We start from the raw sequence: 18,067 nt of genomic DNA, 5'->3' as shown, positions 1-18,067 counted from the left end.
AGCTTCCCAACGGGGATTCTGCAAAACACGTTCCAGGCACTAGCAATGACAGTCGCGTGATAAATAAAGGTTAACCAGAGGTGACGGCATGGCCGAACAATTGAACGATCGCGGGAGTTCCGGCCTGGCCGACAAGCTCATGCAATATCTGCCGGCGCGCTTCCGCCCGGGTACGGCGGTGGTCCCGGTGGTGCGGCTGTCAGGCGTCATCGGCGCGGTGACGCCGCTGCGCCCGGGCATGTCGCTGGCAGGCGTGGCGCGGGTGCTGGAGCGGGCCTTTTCGATGCGCAACGCCAAGGCGGTGGCGCTGGTGATCAATTCGCCCGGCGGCTCGCCGGTGCAGTCGCGCCAGATCTATCTGCGCATCAAGCAACTGGCCGCGGAGAAGAAGCTGCCCGTTCTCGTGTTCGTCGAGGACGTCGCGGCCTCAGGCGGCTACATGATCGCCTGCGCCGGCGACGAGATCTTCTGCGATCCGTCCTCGATCCTCGGCTCGATCGGCGTGGTCGGAGGCAGCTTCGGTTTCCAGGAGGCGATCAAGCGGCTCGGCATCGAGCGGCGCCTCTACACGGCCGGCGCCCACAAGGCGATGCTCGATCCGTTCCTGCCAGAAAACCCCGAAGACGTCGCCAAGCTGAAGGCGCTTCAGCGCGAGATCCACCAGATCTTCATCGCGCTGGTGAAGGAAAGCCGTGGTACCAGGCTGAAGGGCGCCGACGACACTCTGTTCACCGGAGAGTACTGGGCCGGCGAAACCTCGATCGCTCTGGGCTTGGCCGACGGCATCGGCGATCTCCGCTCAACTCTTCGTGCCCGCTATGGCGAGAAGGTTCTCACCCCCGTGATCGCGCAGCCGACCGGGCTATTGTCCGGCCTGCTGGGGCGGAAAACGCCCGGCGCGGGGCAACTTTCGGCCATGGAATCAATGGCCGGGCTGCCGGACGAGCTGATCTCGGCGGTCGAGACGCGGGCGATTTGGGCGAAATTCGGGTTCTAGGCGGAGGGCCTCCCGCGCCATTTGGTCCGAGCCGAGCCAATTGCGGCGCGGCCCGGACTGGGCGAATATGCGCGTGGGGGCTGAGCATTGAACAAGGATCGACCGATGCCGCCGTTCGTCGCATTCGCGGGCGTCCTGGGCGGGCTTGCCGTGGTCCGCTGGGCCTACAAGACCGCACTCAGGATCAACGAGGAGCTGGAGGAGATGCGCCTCTCGCGCGTCGCCGAGGCTGCCTCTATGGGGGACATCCAGACGCTGAAGCGCGACCCCGAGACTGGAGCGTATCGGCCGGGGTAGGGCCCCTCCGCTTAGTCGTCATTCCGGGGCTCGCGAAGCGAGAACCCGGAATCCATCGAACCACGGAGCGAACGGCGCAATGGATTCCGGGCTCGCCCTGCGGGCGCCCCGGAATGACCGCCATTTCCGTCCCTTTGCCTTGATTCCCACCCCCGCCGTCGATACGGTCCCGCGCGATTCACCCCCCCCGCGAGAGCCTGATCTGACGATGGACGCCTCATTGCCCGCCCATATGCGCCCGGAACGCTCGTTCCAGGGCTTCATCCTCGCGCTCCAGCGGTTCTGGGCCGAGCAGGGCTGCGTGATCCTGCAGCCCTACGACATGGAGATGGGCGCGGGGACCTTCCATCCGGCCACCACGCTCCGCGCGCTCGGGCCAAAGCCCTGGAATGCGGCCTATGTGCAGCCCTCGCGCCGGCCTAAGGACGGTCGCTACGGCGAGAACCCGAACCGGATGCAGCACTACTACCAGTTCCAGGTGATCATGAAGCCGTCGCCGCCGAACCTTCAGGAGCTGTACCTGAAGTCGCTCGCCGCCATCGGCATCGATTCCGCCGTGCACGACATCCGCTTCGTCGAGGACGATTGGGAGAGCCCGACGCTGGGCGCCTGGGGCCTCGGCTGGGAGTGCTGGTGCGACGGCATGGAAGTCAGCCAGTTCACCTATTTCCAGCAGGTTGCCGGCTTCGAATGCGCGCCTGTCGCGGGCGAGCTCACCTACGGGCTCGAGCGCCTCGCGATGTATGTGCAGGGCGTCGACCGCGTCTACGACCTCAACTTCAACGGCCGCGACGGTGATGCCAAGGTTACCTATGGCGACGTGTTCCTGCAGGCCGAGCGCGAATATTCGCGGCACAATTTCGAAATTGCCGACACCGCGATGCTGTTCGAGCAGTTCAAGATGGCCGAAGCGGCCTGCAAGAAATATCTCGAATCCGGCTGGCGCGAGGGCAATCGCAAAGAGCACCTGATGGCGCTGCCCGCCTACGATCAGTGCATCAAGGCCAGTCACGTCTTCAACCTCTTGGATGCGCGCGGCGTGATCTCGGTGACGGAGCGGCAGAGCTACATTTTGCGCGTCCGCGAATTGGCAAAAGCCTGTGGCGAAGCTTGGATCCACACTGAAGCGGGCGGAGCGGCCTGATGCCCGATCTTTTGCTTGAACTGTTCTCGGAAGAAATCCCGGCGCGCATGCAGGCCAAGGCGGCCGACGATCTGCGCCGCCTGGTCACCGAGAAGCTCGTCGCCGAAGGCCTCGTCTATGAGGGCGCGAAAGCCTTTGCGACACCGCGCCGCCTCGCGCTGACCGTGCACGGCATCCCCGCGCGCCAGCCCGATCTGAAGACCGAACGCCGCGGACCGAAGGTCGGCGCGCCCGACGCGGCCGTGCAGGGTTTTCTGAAAGCGACCGGCCTGAAGTCGCTGGACGAAGCCAAGATCCAGCGCGACCCCAAGGGCGATTTCTACATCGGCTTGATCGAAAAGCCCGGCCGCGACGCAATCGATGTGCTCGCAGAGATTCTGCCCGTCATCGTCAGAACCTTCCCCTGGCCGAAATCGATGCGCTGGGGCGCACGCTCCGGCAAATCAGGCTCGCTGAGCTGGGTGCGTCCGCTGCACGCGATCACCGCGACGTTCGGGCTCGAGACCGAAGAGCCTGATGTCGTGAAGTTCGAGGTGGAGGGGATCGCGACCGGCCAGACCACTTACGGCCATCGCTTTCTCGCGCCGGCTCCAATTCAGGTGCGCCGCTTCGAGGACTATGAGGCAAAACTGCTCGACGCCAAGGTCGTGCTCGACCCCGAGCGCCGCAAAGACGCGATCCTCACCGACGCCAAGCAGCTTGCGTTTGCGCAAGGCTTTGACCTCGTCGAGGACCAGAACCTGCTCGACGAGGTCTCGGGCCTCGTCGAATGGCCGGTCGTGTTGATGGGCTCGTTCGAACAGGAGTTCCTGAAGACGCCCGACGAGGTGATCCGCGCCACCATCCGCAACAACCAGAAATGCTTTGTGGTGCGCGACCCCAAGACGGGCAAGCTCGCCAACAAGTTCATCCTAATCGCCAATATCGAGGCCACCGACGGCGGGGCGACCATCATCGGCGGCAACGAGCGTGTGATCCGTGCGCGGCTGTCGGACGCAAAGTTCTTCTATGAGACGGATCTGAAGACGAAGCTCGAGGACCGGCTGCCAAAATTCGAGCAGATTGTGTTCCACGAAAAGCTCGGCACGCAGGCCGCCCGCATCAAGCGCATCGAGCGGCTGGCCGCAGAGATCGCGCCGCTGGTCGGCGCTGACGTCGTGAAGGCGAAGCGTGCCGCGACGCTTGCGAAGGCGGACCTGCTGACCGAAGTCGTCGGCGAGTTTCCGGAAGTGCAGGGCCTGATGGGCAAGTACTACGCACTGGCGCAAGGCGAGGACGCCTCCGTCGCCGCTGCCTGCGAGGAGCACTATAAGCCGCAGGGGCCCGCCGATCGCGTGCCGACCGATCCGGTCAGCGTTGCGGTGGCGATTGCCGACAAGATCGATACGCTCGTCGGATTCTGGGCTATCGATGAGAAGCCGACGGGCAGCAAAGACCCGTACGCGCTGCGTCGTGCGGCCCTGGGTGTCATCAGGTTGATCGCCGAGAATGCGCTGCGTCTCTCGCTCATGAAGGTAGCCGCGTCCGCGCTCGCCGGCCTGTCGGTGAAACCCGTAGATGCCGAGAAGATCCCGAGCGATCTGCTCGCCTTCTTCGCCGACCGCCTGAAGGTCCAGCTTCGCGAGCAGGGCGCGCGTCACGATCTCGTCGATGCCGTGTTCGCGCTCGGCGGCCAGGACGACCTCTTGATGATCGTCCGCCGCGTCGAGGCGCTCGGCAAATTCCTCGAGTCCGACGACGGCAAGAATTTGCTCGCCGGCATCAAGCGCGCCAGCAACATACTCTCGATCGAGGAGAAGAAGGACAAGCGCAGCTTCGACGGCGCGCCCGATGCTGCGCTCTACAGCCTCGGTGAGGAGAGGGCGCTGGCGAAGGCGATCGGCGAGGTGAAGGCGGAAGCCAGCGCCGCTGTCGCCAAGGAAGACTTCGCCGTCGCGATGAGCGCGATGGCAAAGCTTCGTCCGCCGGTCGATGCGTTCTTCGACAAGGTTCGCGTCAACGACGATGATGCGAAGGTGCGCGAGAACCGCCTGAAGCTGCTGAACGAGATCCGCAGCGCCACGCGTGCGGTCGCGGATTTCTCGAAGATCCAGGATTGAGGCGCGGTCGCGCGGCAAAACCGCTGTCATTCCGGGGCGCGCCCCTTGGCGCGCGCCCCAGAATGACGAGAAAAAAATGCCCCGCCCGGCGGGGGGAAGACCGGGCGGGGCCTGATGTCCGATTACACTGCTCGCGTCAGCCTGATTGATGTGACGCGCCGGACATCGAGTTGAACTGCTCTCGTCGTTGAACTGCGCTAGTCCACCAGCTCGACGATGCGCCGCGAGCGCGGCTCGACCAGCACGGTCTCGCCGTTCACGACCGTGTAGCGATAGGTCGTCGCGCCGAAACGTTGCGGCACGTCATAATAGGTGATGCCGGTTTCAGGTAAGGTGGCACCGACCACCACGCGATCCGGAATATGGAAGGCCGGCACCCGTTGCTCGACGACATAGTCACGGAACGCCGGCCGTTGCTCGACCGTAATCGTCGGGCCTTCATCGACCACGACAGGCGCGCGTCCCACCGTGATCCCGGTTTGCGCCTGCGCCGCGAGGGGCGACGTGAGTGCGACGCCAAGCGCAGCGAGCGCGAGAATCCTGTTCCGCATGGGCAACTCCTTCGAATTGAGTTCTGCCGGCCAGTGGCGCGACCGGTTGCCAATGCTGCGCCGCGCGCGATGTTCCGAAAAAGCCTTGCCGCATACGCGGCAATTTCGGGCAGTTTTCGCGAAGCGGGGAACTCGCTGGGCGCCTGTGCGTCTCTACCCGCGGAACCCGGTCCGCTATGATCCGCCCGCGATTCGCCTCACGTCACGAAAGATAATTCATGCACATCACAGTCGCCCACATCTCGCCGCTCCTGTCATTGCTCGCGGGTGTGCTCATCTTGATCATGCCGCGTCTGCTCAACTGGATCGTGGCGATCTTTCTCATCATCAACGGCGCGATCGGGCTCGGTTTGCTGAAGTGGCTCCATCTCTAAGCCTTCATTTTCCGGAACTCTTCGACTTGCGCGACCCTGCCCAAAGTGGTGTAAGGCGCGCGATTTCCCATTCCTCTCGCAGGTTGTGTGCAAGCTATGGCCAAAGCCGCCTCGAAGCCTAAGAAACTCCCAGCGAAATCAAAGCCTTCCGCCAAGGCGAAGGCCGCTCCGGCGGCCCGAAAGGCGCTCGCCAAGAGCGCTCCGAAGCCGGTCGCCAAGCCCGCCGCGAAAACGGCTGCCAAGCCGGCGGCGAAGGCCGCGACCAAGGCGGCTGCACCGAAGGTCCCTGCGAAGGCTGCCCTTGCCAAGAGCGCACCCGCCAAGATTCCGGCCAACAAGTGGGTTTTCACGTTCGGTGACGGCAAAGCCGAGGGCCGTTCGGAAATGCGCGACCTGCTCGGCGGCAAGGGCGCCAATCTCGCCGAGATGGCCAATCTCGGCCTGCCGGTGCCTCCCGGCTTCACCATTCCGACCTCGGTCTGCACGTATTTCTACGCCCACGACAAATCCTATCCGAAGGAGCTGCAGTCGCAGGTTGAGAAGGCGCTGGACTATGTCGGCAAGTTGACCGGCAAGGTGTTCGGCGACACCAGCAACCCGCTGCTCGTCTCGGTACGCTCCGGCGGGCGCGCTTCGATGCCGGGCATGATGGACACCGTGCTCAATCTTGGTCTCAACGACAAGACGGTGGAAGCGCTGTCGGAACTGTCAGGCGATCGTCGTTTCGCCTATGACAGCTATCGCCGTTTCATCACCATGTATTCCGACGTGGTGCTCGGCTTCGAGCATCACCACTTCGAGGAGATCCTCGATACCTTCAAGGACAGCCAGGGCTACACGCTCGACACCGACCTTACCGCCGAGGACTGGGTCGATCTGGTCGGCAAGTACAAGGACGCGGTCGCGCGCGAAACGGGCAGGGATTTCCCGCAGGATCCGCATGACCAGCTCTGGGGCGCGGTCGGCGCGGTGTTTTCATCCTGGATGAACGCGCGCGCGGTGACCTACCGCAAGCTGCACGATATTCCCGAATCCTGGGGTACCGCGGTCAACGTGCAGGCCATGGTGTTCGGCAACATGGGCGAGACCTCGGCGACCGGCGTTGCGTTCACCCGCAACCCCTCGACCGGTGAGAGCAAGCTGTACGGCGAGTTCCTGATCAACGCGCAAGGCGAGGACGTGGTGGCGGGCATCCGCACACCGCAGGACATCACCGAAGAGGCGCGGAAGGAATCCGGCTCCGACAAGGCGTCGATGGAAGCGGCGATGCCGGAAGCCTTCAAGGAGCTGACGCGCATCTACACTCTGCTCGAGAAGCACTACCGTGACATGCAGGACATGGAGTTCACGGTCGAGCAGGGCAAGCTGTGGATGCTGCAGACCCGCGGCGGCAAGCGCACCGCCAAGGCGGCGCTGCGCATCGCGGTCGAGCTCGCCAACGAAGGCCTGATCAGCAAGAAGGAAGCGGTGACGCGGATCGATCCCGCCTCGCTCGACCAGCTCTTGCATCCGACCATCGATCCCAACGCCAAGCGCGATGTGATCGCGACCGGCCTGCCGGCCTCGCCGGGTGCGGCCTCCGGTGAGATCGTGTTCTCCTCGGACGAAGCCGCCAAGCTGCAGGGCGACGGACGCAAGGTGATTCTGGTCCGCATCGAGACCAGTCCGGAAGACATTCACGGCATGCACGCCGCCGAAGGCATCCTGACCACCCGCGGCGGCATGACCTCGCACGCGGCGGTCGTCGCGCGCGGCATGGGCAAGCCCTGCGTCTCCGGCTGCGGCACCATCCGCGTCGATTACGGCCGCGGTACCATGAGCATCGGTTCGCGCACCTTCAAGGCCGGCGACGTCATCACCATCGATGGCTCGCTCGGCCAGGTGCTGGCCGGCCGCATGCCGATGATCGAGCCGGAACTGTCGGGCGAGTTCGGCACGCTGATGAACTGGGCCGACCAGGTCCGCAAGATCGGCGTCCGCGTCAACGGCGATACGCCCGATGACGCCCGCACCGCGATCAAGTTCGGTGCTGAAGGCATCGGTCTCTGCCGCACCGAGCACATGTTCTTCGAGGAGACGCGCATCCGCACGGTGCGCGAGATGATCCTCTCCGAGGACGAGCAGTCGCGCCGCGCCGCGCTTGCCAAGCTGCTGCCAATGCAGCGCGCCGACTTCGTCGAGCTGTTCGAGATCATGAAGGGCCTGCCCGTCACGATCCGTCTGCTCGACCCGCCGCTGCATGAGTTCCTGCCGCACACCCATGCCGAGGTCGAGGAAGTGGCGCGCGCCATGAACACCGATCCGCGGCGTCTGGCCGACCGTGCGCGCGAATTGTCGGAGTTCAATCCGATGCTCGGCTTCCGTGGCTGCCGTATCGCGATCGCCTATCCCGAGATCGCCGAGATGCAGGCACGCGCGATCTTCGAGGCTGCGGTCGAAGCCGAGAAGCGCACCGGCAAGGCCGTCGGCCTCGAGGTGATGGTGCCGCTGATCGCGACCAAGGCCGAGCTCGACCTCGTCAAGGCGCGGATCGATTCGACCGCGAGGGCCGTGATGCGCGATACCAACACCAAGATCGCCTATCAGGTCGGCACCATGATCGAGCTGCCGCGCGCCTGCCTGCTCGCCGAGCAGATCGCCGAGAGTGCCGAATTCTTCTCGTTCGGCACCAACGATTTGACGCAGACGACCTACGGCATCAGCCGCGACGATGCGGCAAGCTTCCTCGGTCCGTACGTGACGAAGGGCATCCTCTCGATCGATCCCTTCATCTCGCTCGATCAGGAAGGCGTCGGTGAGCTGGTCAAGATCGGCGTTGCGCGCGGCCGCAAGACGCGCCCGAAGCTGAAGATGGGCATTTGCGGCGAGCACGGCGGCGATCCGGCCTCTGTGGCCTTCTGCCACAATATCGGCCTCGACTACGTCTCGTGTTCACCGTATCGCGTGCCGATCGCGCGGCTGGCGGCGGCGCAGGCCGCACTCGGCAAGGCGATCGCGAGCCAGGCGTAAGCAGAGGCGACATACGTGATGCGAAAGAGGCGGAGCTTGCTCCGCCTTTTTTGTTTTTATGCGATCATCCCTGCACGTCATTGCTGTACCGCACGCGTCCCGTAATGATACGCACGCGCAAGGGTTCCTTCACCATTCGCGTTGACCGATTGTTTACCGCTTCACGTGAGCCCGCATTTACCACGCGCGCAATCGCCCCGTGAAAACACCTGACATCGCTTGAGTGTGTCGCGTGCGCAACGCGGATTAACGCCCCGGCAACCTAAATTAGATACTCACGATAAAGATCGAATTGCACGGATGTACTGCGGATCGATCTTTCTAGTGTAAGCGTAGCGTGAGCGTATCGATGTTTGTGTTGCGTAACCATCCGAAGGGTGCGCGGTTCGCATCCTTCGGACTCGGTCTCTGCATCTTCGCATTGATGCCGAGAGAGATCGGATATCAGGACATCGGCTCGCTGCTGGCGCGTCAGCCCGGCGTTGCCGAGCGCTGGCAGAAGCAGGTGTTCTCTGCGGCCTCGTCCATTCAGCTCGCCACTTACAGCTTCTCGCGTCCGATCGGCACGTCGGTGCCGCAGAGCGCGATGGTGCGTCTCGCGAGCCTCGATGGCCGCGACGTCACCGGTTCGATTTCGCGCAACCCCGTGCTGCAGGCGCCGGCGCGCTACCAGGCCTCTGACTTTCCCAAGGTCGAGCGCGCCCTGAAAGGCGATCGTCTCGCGACCGTGACGCCCGCGCCAGCGCCTGAGACGACACCGGCCGCCACACCCGCGCAGGAAGATCCCGCGACCTCCAATACGTCTGTGTTCGGCGCGAAAACAGTTCAGCTGCCTGCCGCGCAGCCGCAGGCGATGTCGCCGGAGTCCGCGGCCGCACTTGATCCCGAGCTTCAGGAGGCGATGCGCGCGCCGCCCCTGCAACAATATGCCAATCCGAAGGCCGACGACGTCGCGCTGTCCTTCGCCGCCCAGCCGCTCAACACGCTGAAGCAGGCGACGGTGATAACGCCGCCGCGCGATTCCTTCAGTGTGAAGACCTCGAACCTGTTCTTCGGGAGCTCCTCGCTTGGCGGTAACGTCGAGAGCATCGAGAGCTGGCAGCCCGGCGCGGAGCCGCTGATCGTGATGCCCGACCCCGACATGAAGCTGGCCTCGCTGTCGCCGTCCAACGAGGACGTCGCGGCTGCGACCGAAAGCGGCGAGAGCGTCGCGCCGAAGGGCGAGGTCAACGCCGACAACCAGCGCGCCAAATCGCCGGCCGAGCGTTTGGCGCTCGACGACAAGTCCCGCGCCAAGTCGGAAAAGTGCCTCGCCGAAGCCGTCTATTTCGAATCCCGCGGCGAGGCCGTGCGCGGCCAGATCGCGGTCGCGCAGGTGGTGATGAACCGCGTGTTTTCCGGCAAATATCCGGACACTGTCTGCGGGGTGGTCTATCAGAACAAGTACCGGCACTTCGCCTGCCAGTTCACGTTCGCCTGCGACAACAATCCCGACGTGATCCGCGAGCCCGAGATGTGGGAGCGCGCCAAGAAGATCTCGAAGGCGATGCTCGACGGCCAGATCTGGCTGCCAGAAGTCGGCAAGTCGACGCATTACCACGCCTATTGGGTGCGTCCGTCCTGGGTCGCCGAGATGAAGAAGATGTACAAGACCGGCGTGCACACCTTCTACCGGCCGCGCAACTGGGGCGACGGCAGCGAGGAGCCGAGCTGGGGCACGCCGGCGCAGACCGCCGCGCTCTCGGCCGAGCTCGCGCAGGAGGCCAAGAGCTCAGCCGAGATGGGCGTGACGGAGCGGCGGTGAGCTTTCTTCGACAGGTCGTCATGCCCGGGCATAGCCGTCCGAAGGACGGCGTCGCTTCCGCTCGCCTATGTCCCGGGCATCCACGTTCTTCGCACCGCGTAGCAAGGCCGTGGATGGCCGGGACAAGCCCGGCCATGACGGAGACGCCTTACATCTCGATATCCAGCGCGCAGTCGAAATTCGGCGCCGAATGCGTCAGTGCGCCTGAGGAGGCGTAGTCGACGCCGGTGGCCGCGATCGCGGCAATCGAGTCCGGCGTCACGCCGCCCGAGGCTTCGAGCTTGAGGCGGCCCTCCGTCATTCCGACAGCCTCGCGCAGTGTCGCGATGTCCATGTTATCAAGCAGCACCGCATCGGCCAGACCAGTGGCGAGCACCTCGCGCAACTGGGCGAGCGTATCCACCTCGATCTCGATCTTGACGAGATGGCCGGCATGGGCGCGGGCACGCTCCAACACGGGACGGATGCCGACGGCGACGGCGATGTGATTGTCCTTGATCAGGATCGCATCGTCGAGACCAAAGCGGTGGTTGAAGCCGCCACCGCAACGCACCGCGTATTTCTCCAGCGCCCGCAATCCCGGCGTCGTCTTTCGCGTGCAGCAGATGCGCATTCCGGTGCCTTCCGTGCGCGCGACGTAGTCGGCCGTCAGCGTTGCGACGCCCGACAGCCGCCCGACGAAATTCAGCGCGGTTCGTTCCGCGGTGAGAATGGCACGCGCCGGCCCCGAGATCGTCAGCACGGACTGCCCGCCGGCAACGCGCGCGGCGTCGCGGACATGCGCGCGCACCTCGATGTCGGGCGACAGCTTTTGCAGCGTCGCCAGTGCCAGCGGCAGGCCGGCGATGATTCCGGACTGGCGCGCGACGAGGACAGCCTGGGCTTTCGCGGCTTCCGGAATCGTCGCCAGCGAGGTGATGTCGCCGGCGCGGCCGAGATCCTCGTCGAGTGCGCGATGTACGGCCTCATCGATCGCAAGCGGCGAGAGGAAGGCGTCGGGATAGAGCAGGGAGGCAGGGGTGATCATGAGAGACTCCGTCAGGCGATCATGGATTGCGCGAGGCGCGCTGTTGAATGCTCGGTGAGGCCGTCCGCGATCTCGTGCGCTTCGGCGAGTGTCGTCATCGTTCGTTGCGCGAGCGCAGGAACTTCCGCGGGGAAGTCGGTGCGGCAATGGGCGCCGCGGCTCTCGCGCCGGCTCCAGGCCGAGGCCGCCACGAGCAGCGCCGCCGTTGCCATGTTGCGAACCGCAATGCCGGTTGCGGTGTGCTCCAGCGCCGCAAAGCTGCGCACGGCGTCCGCTAGCCCGTCGCGCTCGCGGATCACGCCGACATTTGCGCTCATCATCGCCCGCAGCCGCTTCACGACGCTCGTATCCGGCGCGGCGCCGCGGGGCGTCACCAGCGCCTCAGGCAGGCGGGCAGCCAAGGGGATAGCCTGGCCGGCGATGTCCTCGGCGATGCGTGCGGCATAGACCACGGCCTCCAGCAGCGAGTTCGAGGCGAGGCGGTTGGCGCCATGCATGCCGGTCGACGACACCTCGCCGCCCGCCCAGAGCCCGTCGATGGAGCTGCGGCCGCGCGCGTCCACGGCAATGCCGCCCATGTGGTAGTGCACGGCGGGCGCGATCGGGATGGCTTGTCTCGCCGGATCGATGCCGGCGGCGATGCAGCTCGCATGCACGGTCGGGAATTTTTCCGCGAAGCGTGCGCCCAACGCTTCCCGCGCGTCGAGGAAGGCGCCGCGCCCCGCCGCGATCTCGGCGAACACGCCGCGGGCAACGATGTCGCGCGGTGCGAGTTCGGCGAGCGGATGAAGCACCGTCATGAAGCGCTCGCCGCTATTGTTGATCAGCGTAGCGCCTTCGCCGCGCAGGGCTTCGGTCGCGAGCGGGGCCGGGTCGCGGCCGACCATGATTGCGGTCGGGTGGAATTGCACGAATTCGGGGTCGGCGATCACAGCGCCGGCACGCGCGGCAATCGCAAGGCCCGATCCGTTGGCCTCGGCCGGATTGGTGGTGACGGCGTAGAGATGGCCGATGCCACCGGTTGCGAGTACCACCGCCCGCGAGCCGATCATCACGGGTCTCGCCGCGAAATTCCCGGCCTCGCGCAATTGAAGCCCGGTGACGGCACCGTCCTCGGTCAGCAACGCTTCGGCCACGAAACCCTCGATCAGCCGGATTGATGGCGTGCGGCGCACGGCCTCGCTCAGCGCTGCGATGATCGCAGCGCCCGCGCCGTCGCCGCGCACGTGCACGATCCGCCGCGCCGAATGCGCGGCTTCGCGACCCACGGCAAGCCGGCCTTCGAGATCGCGGTCGAACGGCACGCCATAGGCAAGCAGATCGTGAATCCGCGAGGCTGCCTCGCGTGCGATGCCGAGCGAGACCGCTTCATCGACGATGCCACCGCCGACCGCAATGGTATCCGCAGCATGCGCTTCGGGACTGTCGCCTTCGGCCACAGCGGCCGCGATGCCGCCTTGCGCCCAAGCGGATGATGCGCCGCGTCCGAGCGGCGCCGCCGAGATCAGTGTCACCGGTCTCGGTGCGAGCTTCAGCGCGCAGAACAGTCCGGCGAGGCCACCGCCGACGATGACGACGTCATCGGTGGAGCGGGTAAGGTTGTGGATGTTTGTCATAACTCTCTCCAAGTTCTCAGCTGTCGTCCCGGCGAAGGCCGGGACCCATACTCCGCAGCAGTTGTTGGTTTGCGGAGCTGTGTAACGCTGTTCTTCGCAACCACATCTCCCTGTGGTTATGGGTCCCGGCCTGCGCCGGGACGACACTGTGGGTGTTGCAGCGACTCGCCCTCAATTCTTCAGATTGATCATCCGCTCGACCGAGCGCCGGGCCCGCTCCGCAAGCGCCGGATCGATCGTGACTTCATCGCCGAGCGTCAGCAGGCTCTCCAGGATGTTGGGCAGCGTGATGCGCTTCATGTGCGGGCAGAGATTGCAGGGGCGCAGCATCTCGACGTCGGGCAGCTCGGCGCGGACATTGTCGGCCATCGAGCATTCCGTGATCATCACCAGGCGTTTCGGCCGCCGCTCGCGCACCCAGTTGATCATGTGTGCGGTCGAGCCGGTGAAGTCGGCTTCCGCCAGCACGTCAGGCGGACATTCGGGATGGGCGATGATCTGCACTGAGGGATCGGCGTCGCGGAAGGCGCGCAGCTCGTCGCCGGTAAAACGCTCGTGCACTTCGCACGCGCCTTTCCAGGCGATGATTTTGACGTTGGTCTTCGAGGCGACATAAGTGGCGAGATAACGATCAGGCAGGAAGATCACGGTTGGCGCGTTGAGGCTCTCCACCACCTGCACGGCGTTTGACGAGGTGCAGCAGATATCGACCTCGGCCTTCACTTCCGCCGACGTGTTGACATAGGCGACGATGGGCACGCCGGGAAATTTCTCGCGGAGCAGGCGCACATCGGCACCGGTGATGCTGGCCGCAAGCGAGCAGCCGGCGCGTGAATCCGGGATCAGCACCGTCTTGTCTGGATTGAGCAGCTTTGACGTCTCCGCCATGAAATGCACGCCGCACTGAACGATGATATCGGCTTTCACCTTGGTGGCCTCGACCGCGAGCTGCAGTGAATCGCCGCCGATGTCTGCGACGCCATGGAAGATCTCCGGCGCCTGGTAATTGTGGGCGAGGATCACCGCGTTGCGTTTGCGCTTGAGCTGGTTGATCGCGTGGATCGTCGGCGCCATCAGCGGCCATTCGATCGGCGGGATCACATGCTTGACGCGCTCATAGATGGGCGCGGTGGCGCGCTCGACTTCGCTGGTCCATTCAAGCGAGGGGCGCGGCAGCGTCGGCCCGGTTCGCGCCGGAGCGACCAGGGTGGCTGCTGATTGGCCCTTGGGCCGGTTGGCGAAATCGTCAGGGCCGTAAATTCCAGTGATCGGCATCGAAGCCTCCCGCATGAGTTATATATGCTCAATATGAGTATATATGGTGCCAGAGAAATCCGGCCGAGGGGCCGGGGCGGATTTCAGTGGGACTTAGATATACTCAATATGAGTAAATCAAAATAACACAGGTTCGATAAGACCGCTAGGTCTCGTCGCACACATTCCCGTCAAGTCGCGCTTTCCACGCGCAAGGGGAGGTCAAGGGGAGGTCAAGGGGAGGCCGCCGTGAAACGCAATGCTCCCGCAAAAGCCCTTCCTGGAATGCAATCACTTTCGACTTGGGATTTTCATGCATTTGCATTAAACGGCTGGTTCGCGGCTGCCTATTCCGGATCCGCCAAGAACGATGAGGAAACCCATGTCGATTCAAGCGGGCGAACTCCCTCGTTCCTCCAACTGGCGTACCCCTGGAGTCATCATCCTCTGCGGCTGCGCGATCGGCATGCTCGGCTTCGGCCCGCGCTCGGCGCTGGGTTTCTTCGTGCAGCCGATGAGCCAAGAATTCGCCTGGGGCCGCGACGTGTTCGGTCTCGCCATCGCCTTTCAGAATCTTTTGTGGGGATTGGGCCAGCCGTTCGCCGGCGCGATCGCCGATCGCTTCGGCCTGTACCGCGTGATGTGCGTCGGCGCGCTGCTCTATGCCGGCGGCCTCTTGCTGATGCGCTACTCCTCGACGCCTTTGTCGCTCAACATCGGCGCGGGCGTGATGGTCGGCTTCGGCCTTGCCGGCTGCTCGTTCAACCTGGTGCTGTCCGCATTCACGAAGCTTTTGCCGCTCGAGAAGCGTGGCCTCGCGCTTGGTGCCGGCACCGCGGCGGGCTCGCTCGGACAGTTCCTGTTCGCACCGATCGGCGTGGCGCTGATCGACAATTTCGGCTGGCAGCAGGCGCTCACCGTGTTCGGCTTCCTGATGCTGCTGATCATCCCGCTGGCGCTCGCCATCTCGACGCCTCCGGTTACGAACACGGCCAGTTCAGCAGCTGCGGATGAGCAGACCATCACCAGGGCGCTTGCCGAAGCCTTCGGCCATCGCTCCTATGTGCTGCTGGTGCTCGGCTTCTTCACCTGCGGATTCCAGCTTGCCTTCATCACCGTGCATCTGCCGGCCTTCCTCGTCGACCGCGGCATCTCGACGCAAACCGGCGGCTGGGTGATCGCGGCGATCGGCCTGTTCAACATCATGGGCTCGCTGACCGTCGGCTATCTCCAGAATTCGCTGCCGAAGCGCTACATCCTCTCCGCCATCTATTTCACCCGCGCGCTGGCGACGCTTGCCTTCATCTCGTTCCCGATCACGCCGTTGTCGGCGATCGCGTTCGGCGCGGTCTCCGGCCTCACCTGGTTGTCGACGGTGCCGCCGACCTCGGCGCTGGTGGCGCTGATGTTCGGCACGCGCTGGTTGGCCACACTCTATGGCTTTGCCTTCGTCAGCCATCAGGTTGGCGGCTTCCTCGGCGTCTGGCTGGGGGGCATCGTGTTCGAGAAGTTCGGTTCCTATACGCCGATCTGGTGGCTCTCGATCCTGTTCGGCGTGCTCTCGGCGCTGATCAATCTTCCGATCGTGGAGAAGCCGGTCGCACGAGCGGTTGCACAGCCTGCCTGATCGGCTAAACATCGCCTGAAACAAGTCAGGGAGTTCAGCCGTGGCCACATTCAAGGCGATCCGGATCGACAAGGCGGACAAGGGCACCACTGCCGCGCTTACGCAGTTCGACGAAGCCGAGCTGATGGAGGGCGACGTCACCGTCCGCGTGGAATGGTCGACGCTGAACTACAAGGACGGCCTCGCGCTGACAGGTAAGGCGCCGGTGGTGCGCCGCTTCCCGATGATCGCCGGCATCGATTTCGCCGGCACGGTCGAAGCCTCCTCCCATCCGCAATGGAAGGCGGGCGACAAGGTCGTTTGCACCGGCTGGGGCATGGGCGAGACCCATCTCGGCGCCTATGCCGAGAAGGCGCGGGTGAAGGGCGACTGGCTCGTCGCCCTGCCGCAGGGCCTCTCCGCACGTGACGCGATGGCGATCGGTACTGCCGGCTTCACCGCGATGCTGTCCGTGCTGGCGCTGGAGAAGCATGGCGTCTCGCCGAAGAGCGGCCCCGTGGTGGTCACAGGCGCAGCCGGCGGCGTCGGTTCGGTCGCGACCGCTGTGCTCTCCTGGCTCGGCTATCACGTCATCGCCTCGACCGGCCGTGCCTCCGAGGCCGACTACCTGAAGAGCCTGGGTGCTGCCGAGGTGATCGACCGCAATGAATTGTCGGCGCCCGCAAAGCCACTGGCCAAGGAGCGCTGGGCAGGCGGCGTCGACAGCGTCGGCTCGACCACGCTCGCGAATCTGCTGTCGATGACCAAGTACGGTGGCGCCATCGCCGCTTGCGGCCTCGCGGCCGGCATGGACCTGCCGTCTTCTGTCGCACCCTTCATTTTGCGCGGGGTGTGCCTTCTCGGCATCGATTCCGTGATGTGCCCGATTGAGCCGCGAAAAGCTGCCTGGCAGCGTCTCGCCTCCGACCTCGATCGAACGAAACTGGCTGAAATCACTACGGAAATTTCGCTCGACCAGGTTACTGAATGGGGCGCGAAAATCCTGGCCGGCCAGGTCCGCGGCCGCATCGTGGTAAAAATTGTCTAACGGCGTTCAGACTTTACCAACCAAGCTGCTTCAATGTCGCCATGGTTAGTATGGTAAGCAGCGGGTAAAGAGATAAGGCATCGCCCGCTGCGGGGTTGGTTCGGAGTAGAGCATGCTTGCGCGTATCGTGTTGGGGGCTGTCACGGCAGTCGTGACGTTTGCGCCGGCTATCGCCTTGGCCGGGAGTATGAATGCGGACGAGGCACGCCGCTTCGTCGCAGGCAAAGTGTTCGCCTTCACGTGTTTCGACGGCACCCGCGGTGCAGGCCGTATCCTCGACGATCTCGGCGCCGCCGGCGCGGTGCAATTCTCGGGCTCCGGCCCGGTGCGCCATCTCCGTCTGCCGGGCAACACGCTCCAGATCCGCGGCCAGAACGTCTGCGCCTCGATCAAGGGCATTCCGTTCGAGCCTTGTTTCAACCTTGAGAAGACCGATGATCGCAGCTTCCGCGGCTCCGTCTCGGGCATGGGCTTTGCCTATTGCGACTTCCATCATCAGGGCGGCAACCAGATGCTGATGGCGCGTGCCGTTGCGCGGCCGCGCTCGCTGCGCGCGCCGGAGCAGACCGGTTCGGTCAACGCACCGAGCACCGAGGTCGCCGCGCGTGTCGAGACGCCGCGGGTCGAGAGCAGCCGGATCGAACCGGTGAAGGCGGAAGTGAAGTCCGAGCCCAAATCGGATTCGAGGAACGAAGGTCCGCTGGACCTGCGCCGCTCGACCGAGTAACGACAAGCGCGAAACCGCGCGGCAATTTACCTGTTCTTGACGAATGCACCGCACGGCAAAGCCGTGGCGCCGTAATCATACGGCCCGCGGTTTTTATGCGTTGGTAGCGACTTGCGCCGCAGCTTGCGCAACGGCCGGGAGGCGGCCCTACGCAAGAGTAAAAAAATGTCGCTGTATTTCTTTCGCATCAGCACCGGTCGCTATTCCGGTGCCGCCGACCAGCCGTACGAGTTCGAGGATCGCGCCGCGGCCTGGACCGAGATGACCGAGGTCTGCGCCAACCTGCTCGGCAGCATCGCCCGCAATCTGAAGCCGAATGCGAAGTGGAGCATGGAGCTGCTCGACGAAAACAAGGAGCAGGTCTTTCGCGTCAGCCTGGTCAGCGAGGCCGTCTGCTGCAGCGATAAGAGTGCGGACAGGCGCTGACGAAAGCGCCAGCGCGCCTTCTAGGTGTCCGTCTCTCGTCGAGAGAGCCTCGGACGGCGCAACTCCGACCAGCGCGTGTGGTTAACTT

15 protein-coding genes are annotated in these 18,067 nt (G+C 64.5%); 11 read left to right on the top strand and 4 right to left on the bottom strand.

The genetic code is table 11. The features are described 5' to 3' along the window. Positions 1 to 88 precede the first annotated feature (88 nt). From M2427_RS18680 to glyS, 4 genes are all read left to right on the top strand, one after another. Complete coding sequence (locus tag M2427_RS18680) at positions 89 to 997, top strand: S49 family peptidase (protein ID WP_280707983.1); 909 nt, start codon at positions 89 to 91, stop codon at positions 995 to 997. Between the two features lie 105 nt (positions 998 to 1,102). After that, positions 1,103 to 1,294 (top strand): hypothetical protein, encoded by a 192-nt coding sequence (locus M2427_RS18675; RefSeq protein WP_280708050.1) that lies wholly within the window; start codon positions 1,103 to 1,105, stop codon positions 1,292 to 1,294. 208 nt (positions 1,295 to 1,502) lie between these two features. Next, a complete protein-coding gene (locus M2427_RS18670) occupies positions 1,503 to 2,438 on the top strand; it encodes a glycine--tRNA ligase subunit alpha (RefSeq protein WP_280707982.1) in 936 nt (311 codons plus the stop codon). After that, entirely contained in the window at positions 2,438 to 4,537 is a 2,100-nt protein-coding gene (gene glyS, locus M2427_RS18665) for a glycine--tRNA ligase subunit beta (protein WP_280707981.1), read from the top strand. The genes M2427_RS18670 and glyS overlap by 1 nt, the downstream gene beginning before the upstream one ends. A gap of 197 nt (positions 4,538 to 4,734) precedes the next feature. Here the strand turns inward: glyS and M2427_RS18660 are convergent, their stop codons facing one another. After that, positions 4,735 to 5,088 carry a DUF1236 domain-containing protein gene (locus M2427_RS18660; protein ID WP_280707979.1) on the bottom strand — a complete coding sequence of 118 codons (354 nt, stop codon included), beginning with the start codon at positions 5,086 to 5,088 and terminating at the stop codon, positions 4,735 to 4,737. A gap of 218 nt (positions 5,089 to 5,306) precedes the next feature. Between M2427_RS18660 and M2427_RS18655 the strand changes: the two genes are divergently transcribed. From M2427_RS18655 to M2427_RS18645, 3 genes are all read left to right on the top strand, one after another. Next, positions 5,307 to 5,462: a DUF3096 domain-containing protein gene (locus M2427_RS18655; protein ID WP_280707978.1), complete on the top strand. Its 156-nt coding sequence runs from the start codon at positions 5,307 to 5,309 to the stop codon at positions 5,460 to 5,462. 96 nt (positions 5,463 to 5,558) lie between these two features. Then, the gene (gene ppdK / locus M2427_RS18650; protein WP_280707977.1) at positions 5,559 to 8,471 is read left to right on the top strand and encodes a pyruvate, phosphate dikinase; all 2,913 of its coding nucleotides are present in this window, start codon (positions 5,559 to 5,561) and stop codon (positions 8,469 to 8,471) included. A 349-nt stretch (positions 8,472 to 8,820) separates the two neighbouring features. Beyond that, positions 8,821 to 10,275, top strand: a complete 1,455-nt coding sequence (locus M2427_RS18645; protein ID WP_280707976.1) for a cell wall hydrolase — start codon at positions 8,821 to 8,823, stop codon at positions 10,273 to 10,275. A gap of 148 nt (positions 10,276 to 10,423) precedes the next feature. Here the strand turns inward: M2427_RS18645 and nadC are convergent, their stop codons facing one another. The 3 genes from nadC to nadA form a co-directional block, all read right to left on the bottom strand. Continuing rightward, positions 10,424 to 11,302: a carboxylating nicotinate-nucleotide diphosphorylase gene (gene nadC / locus M2427_RS18640; protein ID WP_280707974.1), complete on the bottom strand. Its 879-nt coding sequence runs from the start codon at positions 11,300 to 11,302 to the stop codon at positions 10,424 to 10,426. 11 nt (positions 11,303 to 11,313) lie between these two features. Further along, a complete protein-coding gene (locus M2427_RS18635; protein ID WP_280707973.1) occupies positions 11,314 to 12,918 on the bottom strand; it encodes an L-aspartate oxidase in 1,605 nt (534 codons plus the stop codon). A gap of 171 nt (positions 12,919 to 13,089) precedes the next feature. Next, complete coding sequence (nadA, locus tag M2427_RS18630; protein WP_280707972.1) at positions 13,090 to 14,193, bottom strand: quinolinate synthase NadA; 1,104 nt, start codon at positions 14,191 to 14,193, stop codon at positions 13,090 to 13,092. A gap of 361 nt (positions 14,194 to 14,554) precedes the next feature. Between nadA and M2427_RS18625 the strand changes: the two genes are divergently transcribed. The 4 genes from M2427_RS18625 (at position 14,555) to M2427_RS18610 (ending at position 17,979) form a co-directional block, all read left to right on the top strand. After that, positions 14,555 to 15,799 (top strand): MFS transporter, encoded by a 1,245-nt coding sequence (locus M2427_RS18625; RefSeq protein WP_280707970.1) that lies wholly within the window; start codon positions 14,555 to 14,557, stop codon positions 15,797 to 15,799. Between the two features lie 40 nt (positions 15,800 to 15,839). After that, complete coding sequence (locus tag M2427_RS18620) at positions 15,840 to 16,826, top strand: MDR family oxidoreductase (RefSeq protein ID WP_280707969.1); 987 nt, start codon at positions 15,840 to 15,842, stop codon at positions 16,824 to 16,826. Between the two features lie 112 nt (positions 16,827 to 16,938). Beyond that, positions 16,939 to 17,553, top strand: coding sequence for a hypothetical protein (locus tag M2427_RS18615; protein WP_280707968.1), 615 nt, complete (start codon positions 16,939 to 16,941; stop codon positions 17,551 to 17,553). Positions 17,554 to 17,718: 165 nt separating this feature from the next. After that, positions 17,719 to 17,979 (top strand): hypothetical protein, encoded by a 261-nt coding sequence (locus M2427_RS18610; RefSeq protein ID WP_280707967.1) that lies wholly within the window; start codon positions 17,719 to 17,721, stop codon positions 17,977 to 17,979. Positions 17,980 to 18,067: the final 88 nt, after the last annotated feature.

Origin of the sequence: Bradyrhizobium sp. BR13661 (assembly GCF_029892425.1) — a bacterium.
In the GTDB taxonomy this organism is placed as follows: domain Bacteria; phylum Pseudomonadota; class Alphaproteobacteria; order Rhizobiales; family Xanthobacteraceae; genus Bradyrhizobium.
Note: the sequence above shows the minus strand (reverse complement) of the source record. Positions and strands in the feature narration are given on the sequence as shown.

Excerpts from the sequence above, each read along its gene's own strand:
- nadA (WP_280707972.1), bottom strand. The coding sequence starts at position 14,193 with ATGCCGATCACTGGAATTTACGGCCCTGACGATTTCGCCAACCGGCCC.
- M2427_RS18615 (WP_280707968.1), top strand. The coding sequence starts at position 16,939 with ATGCTTGCGCGTATCGTGTTGGGGGCTGTCACGGCAGTCGTGACGTTT.
- M2427_RS18610 (WP_280707967.1), top strand. The coding sequence starts at position 17,719 with ATGTCGCTGTATTTCTTTCGCATCAGCACCGGTCGCTATTCCGGTGCC.
- M2427_RS18645 (WP_280707976.1), top strand. The coding sequence starts at position 8,821 with ATGTTTGTGTTGCGTAACCATCCGAAGGGTGCGCGGTTCGCATCCTTC.
- M2427_RS18660 (WP_280707979.1), bottom strand. The coding sequence starts at position 5,088 with ATGCGGAACAGGATTCTCGCGCTCGCTGCGCTTGGCGTCGCACTCACG.
- glyS (WP_280707981.1), top strand. The coding sequence starts at position 2,438 with ATGCCCGATCTTTTGCTTGAACTGTTCTCGGAAGAAATCCCGGCGCGC.
- ppdK (WP_280707977.1), top strand. The coding sequence starts at position 5,559 with ATGGCCAAAGCCGCCTCGAAGCCTAAGAAACTCCCAGCGAAATCAAAG.
- M2427_RS18675 (WP_280708050.1), top strand. The coding sequence starts at position 1,103 with ATGCCGCCGTTCGTCGCATTCGCGGGCGTCCTGGGCGGGCTTGCCGTG.
- M2427_RS18635 (WP_280707973.1), bottom strand. The coding sequence starts at position 12,918 with ATGACAAACATCCACAACCTTACCCGCTCCACCGATGACGTCGTCATC.
- M2427_RS18625 (WP_280707970.1), top strand. The coding sequence starts at position 14,555 with ATGTCGATTCAAGCGGGCGAACTCCCTCGTTCCTCCAACTGGCGTACC.
- M2427_RS18680 (WP_280707983.1), top strand. The coding sequence starts at position 89 with ATGGCCGAACAATTGAACGATCGCGGGAGTTCCGGCCTGGCCGACAAG.
- M2427_RS18670 (WP_280707982.1), top strand. The coding sequence starts at position 1,503 with ATGGACGCCTCATTGCCCGCCCATATGCGCCCGGAACGCTCGTTCCAG.
- M2427_RS18655 (WP_280707978.1), top strand. The coding sequence starts at position 5,307 with ATGCACATCACAGTCGCCCACATCTCGCCGCTCCTGTCATTGCTCGCG.
- nadC (WP_280707974.1), bottom strand. The coding sequence starts at position 11,302 with ATGATCACCCCTGCCTCCCTGCTCTATCCCGACGCCTTCCTCTCGCCG.